The 13,093-nt window shown below is 66.6% G+C and carries 12 protein-coding genes; 10 read left to right on the top strand and 2 right to left on the bottom strand.

Annotated elements, in window-relative coordinates; translation table 11 throughout:
* Positions 1-163 precede the first annotated feature (163 nt).
* The 5 genes from CFB43_RS23145 (at position 164) to CFB43_RS23125 (ending at position 4,812) form a co-directional block, all read left to right on the top strand.
* A complete protein-coding gene (locus tag CFB43_RS23145) occupies positions 164-493 on the top strand; it encodes a hypothetical protein (protein WP_089496724.1) in 330 nt (109 codons plus the stop codon).
* Positions 494-750: 257 nt separating this feature from the next.
* Positions 751-1,092, top strand: a complete 342-nt coding sequence (locus CFB43_RS23140; protein WP_089496723.1) for a sugar ABC transporter ATPase — start codon at positions 751-753, stop codon at positions 1,090-1,092.
* Between the two features lie 136 nt (positions 1,093-1,228).
* Positions 1,229-2,818 (top strand): ABC transporter substrate-binding protein, encoded by a 1,590-nt coding sequence (locus CFB43_RS23135; RefSeq protein WP_089496722.1) that lies wholly within the window; start codon positions 1,229-1,231, stop codon positions 2,816-2,818.
* Positions 2,819-2,988: 170 nt separating this feature from the next.
* Entirely contained in the window at positions 2,989-3,531 is a 543-nt protein-coding gene (locus CFB43_RS23130) for a class I SAM-dependent methyltransferase (protein WP_089496721.1), read from the top strand.
* Positions 3,532-3,558: 27 nt separating this feature from the next.
* A complete protein-coding gene (locus CFB43_RS23125) occupies positions 3,559-4,812 on the top strand; it encodes a hypothetical protein (protein WP_089496720.1) in 1,254 nt (417 codons plus the stop codon).
* 19 nt (positions 4,813-4,831) lie between these two features.
* On the opposite strand, the gene CFB43_RS23120 is transcribed toward CFB43_RS23125, so the two are convergent.
* Together CFB43_RS23120 and CFB43_RS23115 are read right to left on the bottom strand one after the other, a co-directional pair.
* Positions 4,832-6,139, bottom strand: a complete 1,308-nt coding sequence (locus tag CFB43_RS23120) for an Nramp family divalent metal transporter (protein ID WP_089496719.1) — start codon at positions 6,137-6,139, stop codon at positions 4,832-4,834.
* An 84-nt stretch (positions 6,140-6,223) separates the two neighbouring features.
* The gene (locus tag CFB43_RS23115) at positions 6,224-7,480 is read right to left on the bottom strand and encodes an oxalate decarboxylase family bicupin (RefSeq protein ID WP_089496718.1); all 1,257 of its coding nucleotides are present in this window, start codon (positions 7,478-7,480) and stop codon (positions 6,224-6,226) included.
* A gap of 432 nt (positions 7,481-7,912) precedes the next feature.
* Here CFB43_RS23115 and sapR point away from each other — a divergent pair, with 432 nt between their 5' ends.
* From sapR to nikC, 5 genes are all read left to right on the top strand, one after another.
* Positions 7,913-8,794, top strand: a complete 882-nt coding sequence (gene sapR, locus CFB43_RS23110; protein ID WP_089496717.1) for a sap1 transcriptional regulator SapR — start codon at positions 7,913-7,915, stop codon at positions 8,792-8,794.
* 24 nt (positions 8,795-8,818) lie between these two features.
* Positions 8,819-9,382, top strand: coding sequence for a D-alanyl-D-alanine dipeptidase (gene ddpX / locus CFB43_RS23105; RefSeq protein WP_089498107.1), 564 nt, complete (start codon positions 8,819-8,821; stop codon positions 9,380-9,382).
* Positions 9,383-9,428: 46 nt separating this feature from the next.
* A complete protein-coding gene (locus tag CFB43_RS23100) occupies positions 9,429-11,030 on the top strand; it encodes an ABC transporter substrate-binding protein (protein ID WP_089496716.1) in 1,602 nt (533 codons plus the stop codon).
* 10 nt (positions 11,031-11,040) lie between these two features.
* Entirely contained in the window at positions 11,041-12,111 is a 1,071-nt protein-coding gene (locus tag CFB43_RS23095) for an ABC transporter permease (RefSeq protein ID WP_089496715.1), read from the top strand.
* 66 nt (positions 12,112-12,177) lie between these two features.
* Positions 12,178-13,092 (top strand): nickel transporter permease, encoded by a 915-nt coding sequence (gene nikC / locus CFB43_RS23090; protein WP_089496714.1) that lies wholly within the window; start codon positions 12,178-12,180, stop codon positions 13,090-13,092.
* Position 13,093: the final 1 nt, after the last annotated feature.

The following is a 13,093-nucleotide window of genomic DNA, read 5'->3' as shown; positions in this document are numbered from 1 at the left end:
GACAGTCGAGCCCCGTCCTGCATGCGCCGGGGCTCACACCGCCACGCGCCGACGTAATAAAGACTTGCAATCGATACAGGCCGAAACGTCAACAGCCGGTGCCCGCTCCGCGTTTTTTGGACAAGCGCCCACGTTCCGGAGCGCAACGACAGGAGAACACACGATGCGAGCCCTTACCCGCCATCTCGCGATTGCCGCGACCCTGATGTCGGTGCTGACCGGTACCGCCTTCGCCGACACGCCGTGGCAACAGGCGCATCCGCGCCGCGAAGCGGTCAACCAGCGCCTCGCCAACCAGAATCGCCGGATCCATCACGAAGTGAAGGAAGGCGAAATGTCGCACGCCGAGGCCGCGCGCCTGCGCCGTGACGACCGCAAGATCCGCCGGGAAGAGCGGGACATGGCTGCGCAGGATCACAGCCACATCACGAAGAGCGAAAAGCACGTGCTGAACCAGCAGGAAAATGCGGTCAGCCACCAGATCGGCCAATAAGATCGACAACACCGGCAAGTGCCCATTCGCCATCACCTGAAACGCCCGCTGCCGCGATGCGGCAGCGGGTGCTTGTTGTGTATCGAATCGTTTCAACGCGCCGACGGCTTCAAACGCTGCGGGTATACTCCGTCGTCAGCCGCCTGTCGCATCGTCGTCCGTCAAAAACGGCCCGATTCCGGGCGGTTTCGTCGCGAAGCTTCGCGTTTCGCCTACCCCGCGCCCCAGCCTCGATACGAGACCCACGACGACCCATCATGAAACGATTCCTGCTGCTCCTTCCCGCCGCCCTGCTCGCCGCCTGCGGTTCCGCGCCCTCGTCCGACCCGGGCTCCGCCTCCGCCTCCGGTGCAGCGCCGATGATCTACGTGTCGTCGCAACGTCCGGCCTACGCGGTCGCCAACTGCCTCGACAGCCGCCTGTCGGGCACCGAGCAATCGCAGCACAACGGCGTGACCGACATCGCCATCGGCTCGAACTCCTACTTCGTCACGCTGACGCCGTCGGGCAACGGTTCGGTCATCAAGGTCGTGCGCGGCTCGGGCAACGAGCCGGCCGAGGAAGCGATGCGCTTCGCGATCGCGCGCTGCGCGATCTGATTCGAACCCGCCGACGCCGGGCGCCCGCCCGGCTCGCGGCTGCGCGCCACCCCGCCGGCGCGCACGCCGAATATTTTCATCCGGGCAGCCGTCGATGAGAGAATCGCACCCACGATTCCCTTTCAACGGAGCCCGCATGAAGCACCTGCTGTCCCGCCTGTTCGTCAGCGCCGCGCTCGTCGCGCTTGTTCCGGCACTCCCGGCGCAGGCGGCCACGCCGCCCGGCATCTTCGTCGTCGCCACGCAGCTCGGCGAATTCACGACCCTCGACCCGAGCGGGATCTACGAGCTGGTGCCGTCCGAATACGTCGCGAACACCTACGAACGCCTGGTGCGCGTCGACCTGAAGGACCCGACGCGCTTCGACGGGCAGATCGCGCAATCGTGGACGGTCGGCGCCGACGGCGTGACCTACACGTTCAAGCTGCGCCCCGGCTTGACGTTCCACTCCGGCAACCCGGTGACCGCCGACGACGTCGCGTGGTCGTTGCAGCGCACCATCCTGCTCGACAAGGGGCCGGCCGGCGTGCTCGCCGATCTCGGCCTCACGAAGGCGAACGTGATGCAGAAGGTGCGCGTGGTCGATCCGCAGACCGTCGTGCTCGAAACCGACCGCAAGTACGCACCGAGCTTCGTGCTCAACGTTCTGAGCGCGTGCCCGGCGTCGGTCTTCGACAAGAAGCTGCTGCTGTCGCATCAGCAAGGCAACGATTTCGGCAGCGCCTGGCTGCGGACCAACGACGCGGGCTCGGGCCCGTACCAGCTCGTCAAGTGGACGCCCAACGAGACCATCGTGCTGCAGCGTTTCGAGAAATACCGCACCCCGTACCCGATGAAGCGCGTCGTGCTGCGCCACGTGCCCGAGGCATCCGCGCAACGGCTGCTGCTGGAGAACGGCGACGCCGACGCCGCGCGCAACCTGAGCCCCGACAGCCTCGCCGCGCTGACGAAGGCCGGCAAGATCAAGGTCACGTCGTGGCCGGTGTCCGCGCTGCTGTACCTGAGCCTGAACACGAAGAACCCGAACCTGGCGAAACCCGAGGTGCAGCAGGCGATGAAATGGCTCGTCGACTACGACGGCATCCAGCGCAACATCGTCAGCACGACCTACAAGGTGCATCAGACCTTCCTGCCCGAAGGCTTCCTCGGTGCGTCGAACGCGCGGCCGTACAAGCAGGACGTCGCGAAGGCGAAGGCGCTGCTCGCCAAGGCCGGCTTGCCGAACGGCTTCGACGTGACGATGGACATGCCGAACGACTATCCGTACCTCGAGATCGCGCAGGCGTTGCAGGCGAACTTCGCGCAGGGCGGCATCCGCGTGAAGCTGATTCCGGGCGATGCGAAGCAGGCGATCGGCAAGTATCGCGCGCGCCAGCACGACATCTTCGTCGGCGAGTGGTCGCCCGACTACATGGACCCGAACAGCAATGCGCGCGGCTTCGCGTGGAATCCGGACAACTCCGACCAGTCGCCGACCAAGATGCTCGCGTGGCGCAACAGCTGGGACATTCCGCAACTGACGAAGGACACCGAGGCAGCGCTCGTCGAGCCGTCGCCGGCGAAGCGCGCGCAGCGTTACGAAGCGCTGCAGAAGGCCGTGCTCGCGAACTCGCCGTTCATCATCATGTTCGAGAAGGTCGTGCAGGTCGCGACGCGCCCCGGCGCGACCGGGCCGGAAATCGGGCCGATCAACGACCTCGTGTCATACCGCACGCTCGCGAAGTAATCGGGGCTGCCCGCGCGGCCGGCCCTGCCGGCGCGCGGGTAATCGCCGCCACCGCCGCGCCGGCGCTAGGGCGTGGGGCGGCCGGCGATCTACAATGGCCGGCACTGCCGGGGCCAGCCGATCCCGGCGATGGCACCCACCACCGAATCCGGTTCGCGAAGGAAAACAGGATGCGCACGCTACAACAACTGAGACTGGAATTCCTGCAGTACCAGATCGAACCGATCGGCTGGCTCGGCGACAGCCCTTCCCGCTTCGACTTCTATACGGAAACGGCGATCGGGTGCGACACCATCCTCGAGCTCGGCGTGTTCACCGGGTTGACCACGACGGCCTTCATGCTCGCGCAACCGAAGCGCCTCGTGTCGGTCGACATCTCCGACGAGCACTTCCGCATCCGGCACGAACTGGAGCAGGCCGCGAAAGACCTGTCGGTCGACTTCGAATTCAGGATCGCCGACGATCTGGCGATGGAACCGCTGGCATCCGACCTGCTGTTCATCGACACCACGCATACGTACGAGCAGACGCTCGCCGAACTGAACCGCTTCGGCCCGCTGGCGCGCAAGAAGATCGTGCTGCACGACATGACCACGGCCGGCGTATATCAAGCCGTGTTCCAGTGGCTGTGGGACAACAAGCAGTTTCATATTACGTATCACGACAGCCGCGGCTGCGGCGCGGTCGTCTGCGAGCGCCACGTCGGCTACTGAGCCGGGCACGCCCATCGGGGAAAGAACATGCATTCGAGCGAGCACGCGGTCTGCGTGGCGATCAACGACAACAATCGCGCCTGGTACGAAATGCTCGTGCCGTTCCTGCTGTCGCTGCGGCACACCGGCTACGACGGCCGGATCGCGGTGATCGGCTACGGCCTCACCGAACGCAAGCGGCAGATCCTGGCGAGCCAGTCGGTCGACGTGATCGAGGCATCGGGCGCGTATGCGCTGCCGGTCGGCCGCTTCATCGAGGCCGCCGAGTATTGCGCGCGCCACCCGCAGATTCGCAAGCTCGCGCTGTACGACGCCGACATCTGGTTCTGCGCGCCGGGGTTCGACCTGTTCTCGCAGATCGGCGACGACCGGATCCACGCGTGCCCCGACCCGCTGTTCTGCACGTTCGTCGTCACGCCGCTGATCGGCGAGCGGCGCGACCATCACTGGCGTCTCGTCGTCGACGAAGTCTCCGCGCGCCACGGCGGCGCCTTGCAGGCCGGGCTCGTGGCCGGGACCGCCGATGCCTGGACACGCTACGCCAGCCACCTGCGCGACTGCATCGCCCGCATCGGCACCGATTTCCAGGAATGCTTCGGAATCGATACGACCTTCCTGCACCTGTGGAGCGCACAGGGTGAAACCGCGCTGCTCGATCCGGTCCAGAACTTCGTCAGCAAGTACGGCATTCACGAAGCGTTCGATGCGAGCACCGGCACAACGACGCTCCGCTATCACGGCGAGCCGATCCGCGCGCTGCACATGACCGGCGACATCCGCTTCCTCGACCGGTGGCGCTACTACGCGAATCACGTCGACGCCGCGCTGCGCGACGGCATGCCGTTCGCGCTGTCGGACGGCACGCCGGCGCAATCCGGCACGGTTGCCGCGCGCATCGCGGCGACCGGCTACGTCCGCTCGGCCGGGCTGGCCGTCACGGCCGCGGCGATCGAGGAAAGCACCGGCGCCTACCTGCAGGCGATCGACGAACCCGGCGGCACGATGCTGATCGGCAGCGGAAACCACGAAATCGTGCTCACCGCGACCCGCGACATCGCGCGGTTGAACGTCTACGTCACGCATCCATCCGGCTCGCCGTCGCCGCTGCTGTGCGAGGTGCTGGTCGACGGGCAGCCCCAGCGCAAGGGCACCGAGCTGATGGCGCATTTCTCGTATCGGATCGTGGCCGGCACCGTCATCACGCTGCGCTCGACGAGCCTCGGCGGCCAGCAGTGCAACGTGATCTGGCGGCTTCGCGAGGCGCCGGACATGCAGCAGTAGGCTGCCGGCCCGCGGCCGTTCAATTGAAGGCCGCCCACACGAGGTACGCATTCAACCCGACGATCACGACCGTCGCCGCACCGGCGACGATCCGCAGCGGCAGCCGCATCGCGTAGGCGCCCATCACGTCCGCGCGCGCCGACAGCAACAGCAGCGCGATCATCGGCAGCGGCAGCACGAAACTCAGCACGACCTGGCTCGCGACCATCGCGCGCGTGACGTCGCAGCCGAGCGCGACCACCGCGAACGCGGGCACGACCGTCACCGCGCGCCGCACCCAGACCGGCATGCGGCGGTGGATGAAGCCCTGCATCACGACCTGCCCGGCCATCGTGCCGACCACCGAACTCGACACGCCCGACGTCAGCAGCGCGACGAGAAACAGCGCGCCGGCCGCCGGCCCGAGCACCGGGATCAGCGTGTGATACGCGTCGCCGATGTCGGTCATGCCCGGCGCGCTCGCGTGAAACGCCGACGACGCCATCATCACCATCGCGAGATTCACGAACCCGGCCAGCCCGAGCGCGACGACAACCTCGCGGTTCGAGAAACGCACGAGCCGCCGCCGCTCCGTGTCGTCGCGCGGCGCGGTGCGATCCTGGGTGAGACCCGAATGCAGATACAGCGTGTGCGGCATGATCGTCGCGCCGATGATCCCGACCGCGATCGTCAGCGCCGCGTGATCCGGAATCTGCGGGACGACCAGGTGGAACGCGGCCGCACGCCAGTCCTGCGGCGCGATCAGCAGCTCGCCGAGATAGCACGCGCCGATCACGCCGACCAGCGCCGCGATCGCGGCTTCCAGCGGCCGGAAGCCGCGCTTTTCGAGCGCGAGGACCGCGCCGGTCGCAAGCGCCGTCGCGATCATTCCCGCGAACAGCGACAGGTGGAACAGCAACCCGAATGCGAGCGCGCCGCCGAGGAATTCGGCGAGGTCGGTCGCCATCGCGGCGATCTCGGACGCGATCCACATGCCCCACACGACCGGCGCGGGAAAACGGTCCCGGCACAACTCGGCGAGATTGCGGCCGGTCACGATGCCGAGCTTCGCGGACATCGCCTGGAACAGCATCGCGATCGCGTTCGCGGCCAGCACGACCCACAGCAGCCGGTAGCCGTATGCGGCGCCGGCCTGGATGTTGGTCGCGAAGTTGCCGGGATCCATGTAGCCGATCGACGCGATCACGGCCGGGCCGACGAACGGCAGCAGCGCGGCGACGCCGGTGCGGCGCCCTTCCAGCGCGGCGCGCGCCGCGCCGTCGGGGTGCGCGGTGGACAGGTCGGGCAGCGCGAAGCCGCCGGCACGTTTGCTCGTGACGGGAATCATGGTGAGGTTCCGTTCGAATGAGGAAGGATTCCTGAAGTTCGGGCGCCGTGGCCGGCATGCCGCCTGCCGGCCGAGGCGGCGGCTTTACAGCGGCACGACGTCGGGACGGTTGCGCGGAAACTGCGCGATCACGTCCGGCGCGACGTTCAGGTGCGCTTCGACGAGCTGCGGCGGCGTATGCGCGAGCCAGTCGGACAGCGACACTTCCGCATAGCGGTCGGTCTTGAAGATCTCGAGGAACACCAGATCGGTGCTGCCGGTGTTCTGCACGTAGTGCCCCAGGCTCTTCTTCACGTAGCCGACGTCGCCCGCGCGGAAGTCGGCCGTCTGCGCCTTCGGCCCGGTGTCGAACACGGTCATCCGTGCGTCGCCCTGCAGGTAGTACTGCCATTCGTCCGCGTTCGGGTGCCAGTGCAGCTCGCGCATGCCGCCCGGATGCACGGTGACGAGCGCCGCCGCGACCGTGGTCGACACGTTGAAGTTCGTGCTGTCCGCGATCCGCACTTCGCCGCCGCGGGTCTTCCTGACCGGCTTCATGTCGCCGAGCGAGAAGATGAACGGATGCGGCGGCGCCCCGGCCGACGACGCCGATGCGCGCTGCGCTTGTGCGAGCGGGCCCGGTTCGTCGCCCTGGAAGATCCACAGGTTGTCGAGCGGAATGTTCTTGAACGCGTCGGCCGGCACGCCGAAGTTGAGCGCAAGCACGTCGGGCGGCGTGTGCGCGATCCAGTCGGTCAGCAGCAGCGTGTTGAATTCGGACGCGCGGCCGTTATCGAACGCGAGCAGGAATTCGGCGCCGTCGGTGCCGAGGCCCTGCAGCGAATGCGGCAGGCCGGGCGGGAAATACCAGAGATCGCCGGTTTTCACGTCCTGCACCGATGGCCTGCCGAGTTCGTCGAGTACCGTGATCCGGCAGCGGCCGTCGAGCATGATGGCCCACTCGGCCTGCTGGTGCCAGTGCATCTCGCGAATGCCGCCGCGTGTGAGGCGCATGTTGACGCCGGAAATGGTTTCGGAAATCGCAAAATCGTCCTGCGTGACTTCACGCGCCCATCCGCCATTTTGAATGCGTTTATGGGCGTTATTGAATGACGCCCAGAATAACGGCATCCCATTGATATCGGTGGCCGGCGGATCCTGAAAGGACGGGAATTGATTGGCGATTGCCGGGTTTTGGGGCCCCGGGTCGGTCAGGCTCTGGCGGTTGCGCGCATTCACCGCGCCTTCCGGCGGACGGTCCGGATTACCGAACGAAGCAGCCTTGGCCGATACGGCGATACCCGCCGCGGCAATGGCGCCGGCCGTTCCAGCCAGCATCTTGCGTCGAGAAAGATTCGTCATGATTTCCTCTTCATGCCTGCGATTGAGCGAATTTTCATTTACGGAACACATGCCGTTTTTCGGATTATCGAAAATCGAACATCCCGTGACGCAAGTTAAATCCATATTCATCTAAAAATTAAATGAATTATTAACCTGAATTGATGAGTTAATCTGATTCTCTTTAATTTTGTAATGATTGAGGGATGTGGGACGCAGGCGAACCGGTCGGATCAAGTAAGGGTGGAAATTCAACCGTCGGTGGCTGGTCAAATATTCCTGTCAGGCATAAACGCAAAATATGCCTGTCAGGAATAATCCACCGCCCTGCTCACGCCCCCTTCGCCCCTATCACCTATCCTCACACCATAGTTTTTATCCGCTGGCGCGGATGATTTTGGCTTTGTTAGATGGATGACATTCGATCACCCGACGACAACGATCTAACAGCCGATGACCTGCGCGTTTGCCCGTACCGTCGAATCCCGCTATGCCGAGCTGACGCCGACCGCCAAGCGCATCGCGAGCTACATGCTCGCGAACCTCGACCGGCTCGGGCTCGAGACGGCCGACCAGATCGCGCAGCAGGCCGGTACCAGCGGGATCTCGGTCGGGCGGTTCCTGCGCAGCGTCGGCTACCGCAACCTCGACGACCTGAAGCGCGAACTGCGCGGCGGCGGTGACCGCCCGTGGATGATCACCGACCGGCTCGACGAATACCGCCGCGTCGCCGGCACGCAACCGGCCGGAGCCGGCGGCAACGACAGTGAAGGCCCGCTCGCGTCGTCGCTCGAGCGCGAGCTCGATGCGATCCGCCACGTGTACCGGCTCGCCGAAGGCGCGGTGTTCGCGCAGGTGGCCGACCGGATCGCGCAGGCGGACGCCGTGTTCATCCTCGGCATCCAGTCGACGCGCGGGATCAGCAACGCGTTCAGCAGCTACCTCGAATACCTGCGCCCGCGCGTGTTCTATTCGGACGGCCAGTCGGGCTCGTACGTCGATTCGCTGAACTCCGAATTCGAGCGGCCGTACTGCATCGTCACCGATACACGCGCGTATTCGCGCAGCGCGCGCCGCTATTGCCAGGCGGCCGCCGAGCGCGGGCAGCCGTTCGCGCTGGTCACCGATCTCTCGTGCCCGTGGGCGCGCGACTGGCCGGCCGACCTGCTGCAGGTGAAGACCGACGTCGGCCAGTTCTGGGATTCGCTCGCGCCGCTCACCTGCCTGTTCAACCTGCTGATCACGGCCGTGGTCGACCGCCTCGGCCCCGCGATCGACCGGCGCGTCGCGCGCAACCGCGAACTGCAGCGCACGTTCGATCAATTCGAATCCTGAATGCGAGTGCCTGCCGAACCGCCGATGAACGCTCCCCGTCTCGTTGAAATCACGTCCGCCACGCATCGCGTCGACATCGATCTCGTCTACGCGACCGACCGCAACCTGACGGGCAAGCCGATCTACCGCCGCGCGCACTGCCTGCTGCTGGCGCCGGCCGAAGCCGCGCTGCGCCGCGCGGTGACCATCGCGGCGCAAGCCGGCTTCACGCTGCGCCTCTACGACGCGTACCGGCCGCCGCAGGCGCAGCAGGTGCTGTGGGATTTCCTGCCCGATCCGAACTTCATCGCCGATCTCGGTCGCGGCTCGAATCACAGCCGCGGCACCGCGCTCGACCTGACGCTCGTCGGCGCGGACGGCAAGCCGCTCGACATGGGTACCGGATTCGACGAGATGGTCGCCGAGTCGGGCCACTTCCATGCGGGGCTGCCGACAGCCGTGCAGCATAACCGCCTGCTGCTGCTCGGCGTGATGCACGCGGCCGGCTTCGCGCATATCGACAGCGAGTGGTGGCACTACGAATTGCCGGGCTCGCGCGCGCTGCCGCAGATCGACAATGCCGACAGCGGCCCGTGGCACCTGATGTGATGCACGTCCCCCTTCCCGTTCACGTTCGACAACCGATGGAGCGCACATGAAATTGCTGACATCCCGGCTCGTCGCGGCGCTGGCCGCCGCGTCCGTTCTCGCCGCCGTTCCGCTTTCCGCCGCGCGCGCGGAAACGCCGAAGGACATGTTCGTGATGGCCACGCTGCTCGACGAATTCACGACGCTGGACCCGGGCGAGATCTACGAGCTGGTGCCCGAGGAATACGTCGCGAACACGTACGACCGGCTCGTGCGCGTCGATCTGCGCGATCCGTCGAAATTCAACGGCGACGTCGCGCAGTCGTGGACGGTGAGCACCGACGGCCTGACCTACACGTTCAAGCTGCGCCCCGGCCTCAAGTTCCACTCGGGCAACCCGCTGACGGCCGACGATGTCGCGTGGTCGATCCAGCGCGCCGTGCTGCTCGACAAGGGCCCGGCCGCCGTGCTGACCGGCATCGGGCTCACGAAGGCGAACGTCGTCGCCAACGTGAAGAGGCTCGACGACCTGACGGTATCGGTCACGACCGACCAGAAGTACGCCCCGACCTTCGTGCTGAACGTGCTCGGCTCGTGGCCCGCCTCGGTGGTCGACAAGAAGCTGCTGCTGTCGCACCAGCAGGGCAACGACTTCGGCAATGCGTGGCTGAAGACCAACGAGGCAGGCTCCGGCGGCTACAGGCTCGTGAAATGGACGGCCGGCGACAGCGTCGTGCTGCAGCGCTTCGATGGCTACCGTCTGCCGCTCGCGATGAAGCGCATCGTGCTGCGCCACGTGCCCGAAGCCGCCAGCCAGCGCCTGCTGCTGGAAAACGGCGACGTCGACGCGGCGCGCGACCTGAGCCCCGACGATCTGGCGTCGGTCGTGAAATCCGGCAAGGCGAAGGTGTCGGCCTCGCCGCAGGCGACGCTGCTGTATCTCGGCCTGAACACGAAGAACCCGACGCTCGCGAAACCCGACGTGCAGGAAGCGCTGAAATGGCTGGTCGACTATGCGGGCATCCAGGGCAACGTGGTGAAGACGACCTACAAGGTGCACCAGACCTTCCTGCCCGAAGGCTTCCTCGGCACGCTGAACGCGAACCCGTACAAGCTCGACGTCGCGAAGGCGAAGGCGCTGCTCGCGAAGGCCGGCGTGCCGAACGGCTTTTCGGTGACGATGGACGTGCGCAACGACTATCCGTACACCGAAATCGCGCAGGCCGTGCAGGCGAACTTCGCGCAGGCCGGCATCAAGGTGCAGCTGATCCCCGGCGACAACAAGCAGACGCTCGCGAAATACCGTGCGCGCCAGCACGACATCTACATCGGCGAATGGTCGGCCGACTACATCGACCCGCACAGCAACGCGCAGGGTTTTGCATGGAACCCGGACAATTCCGACAAGTCGAGCTATAAAATGCTGGCCTGGCGCAACAGCTGGGACATCCCGCAACTGACGAAGGAAACCGACACCGCGCTCGCCGAACCGACCGCCGCGAAACGCGCGCAACGGTATCAGGCGATGCAGAAGGACATGCTCGCGCATTCGCCGTTCGTGATCATGTTCGAGAAAGTCGCGCAGGTCGCGACGCGGCCCGGCGTGAGCGGGCTCGACGTCGGGCCGATCAACGATCTCGTGTCGTACCGCAACCTGAAGAAGCCATAAGATTCGCCGCATGTCGACTCCCGCCTCCTCCCTCGAAGCACTGCGCACGCTGCCCGCGCGGCGCCCGGCCGTGCGCTGGGCCCTGCGCGTGCTGCGCTGGGCGCTCACGCTCGCCGTCACGTTCGCGGGGCTGCTCGCGCTGACGTTCGTGATCGGCCGCAAGGTGCCGATCGACCCCGTGCTTGCCATCCTCGGCGATCGCGCGTCGGCCGACGCATACGCGGCCGAACGCATCGCGCTCGGCCTCGACAAGCCGCTCGCCACGCAATTCCTGATCTATGCGCGCGACGTGCTGCACGGCAATCTCGGCGTGTCGCTGCTGACCGCGAACCCGGTGCTCGACGACATCAGGCGCGTGTTCCCGGCCACGCTCGAACTGGCGACGATCGCGACGCTGATCGGCATCGCGATCGGCGTGCCGCTCGGCGTCGCGGCCGCCGTGAAGCACAACCGGCCGATCGACCACGTCGCGCGCTTCGTCGGGTTGATCGGCAATTCGGTACCGGTGTTCTGGCTCGGGCTGATGGGGCTGCTGCTGTTCTACGCGCGGCTGCACTGGGTTGGCGGGCCCGGCCGGCTCGATCCCGTGTACGACGGGATGGTCGACACGCGCACGGGCAGCCTGCTGATCGACGCAGCGCTCGCGGGCGAGTGGGACGTGTTCCGCAACGCGGTGTCGCACATCGCGCTGCCGGCCGCGATCCTCGGCTACTACTCGGTCGCGTACCTGAGCCGGATGACGCGCTCGTTCATGCTCGACCAGCTGAGCCAGGAATACATCGTCACCGCACGCGCAAAGGGCTTGTCGGAACGGCGCGTGATCTGGCGGCATGCATTCGGCAACATCATGGTGCCGCTGCTCACCGTGATCGCGCTCACGTACAGCAACCTGCTCGAAGGCTCGGTGCTGACCGAGATCGTGTTCGCGTGGCCCGGGCTCGGCTCGTACCTGACCGGCGCGCTGCTGAACGCCGACATGAACGCGGTGCTCGGCGCGACGCTCGTGATCGGCGCGATGTTCATCACCGTCAACCTGCTGACCGACGCGCTGTACCGCGTGTTCGATCCGCGTGCGCGCTGAGGGCCGACCCGACATGACCGCTTCCACTCTGCTTCTCTCATCGCCCATGCCGAAGGTCGTCCAGTCATGAATGCCGAGCGTCTCACCCTGCGTGCGTGGCTGCTCTCCGACGCGCCCGCATCGCGCTCGCAGGCCGCACTCGGCCTCGCGTACCGGCGCTGGCGTCGTTTCGCCGCGAATCCGCTCAACCTGTTCGGGCTCGCGATTCTCGTCGCGCTGATCGTCGTCGCGATCGTCGGCCCGCTGATCATGCCGCACGATCCGCTGCGCCAGGTGCTGTCCGACCGGCTGCTGCCGCCCGGCTCGCCGTCGCACTGGCTCGGCACCGACCAGCTCGGCCGCGACATCCTTTCGCGGCTGATCGCCGGTTCGCGCCTCACGCTCGGCATCGCCATCCTCGTCGTCGTGATCGTCGTGCCGATCGGCCTGCTGATCGGCACGACGGCCGGCTATTGCGGCGGCTTCGTCGACAGCGTGCTGATGCGCATCACCGACATCGCACTCGCGTTCCCGAAGATCGTGCTCGCACTCGCGTTCGCCGCCGCGCTCGGGCCGGGCGTGATCAACGCGGTCGTCGCGATCTCGATCACCGCGTGGCCCGCGTATGCGCGGCTCGCGCGGGCGGAGACGATCCGCATCGCGCAGGCCGACTTCATTCACGCCGCGCGCCTGCAGGGCGCGTCGGGCCCGCGCATCCTGCTGCGCTACATCGTGCCGCTGTGCATGTCGTCGGTGATCGTGCGCGCGACGCTCGACATGGCCGGCATCATCCTGACCGTCGCGGGCCTCGGCTTCCTCGGCCTCGGCGCGCAGCCGCCGAGCCCCGAATGGGGCTTCATGGTCGCGTCGGGCCGCAACGTGCTGCTCGACGCATGGTGGGTCGCGACGCTGCCCGGCTGCGCGATCCTGCTCGTGAGCCTCGCGTTCAACCTGCTCGGCGACGGGCTGCGCGACGTCTTCGATCCCCGCCATGGAGCATGAC

It is taken from the genome of Burkholderia sp. AU15512 (assembly GCF_002223325.1).
In the GTDB taxonomy this organism is placed as follows: Bacteria; Pseudomonadota; Gammaproteobacteria; order Burkholderiales; family Burkholderiaceae; genus Burkholderia.
This window is presented reverse-complemented; position numbering and strand designations above follow the sequence as displayed.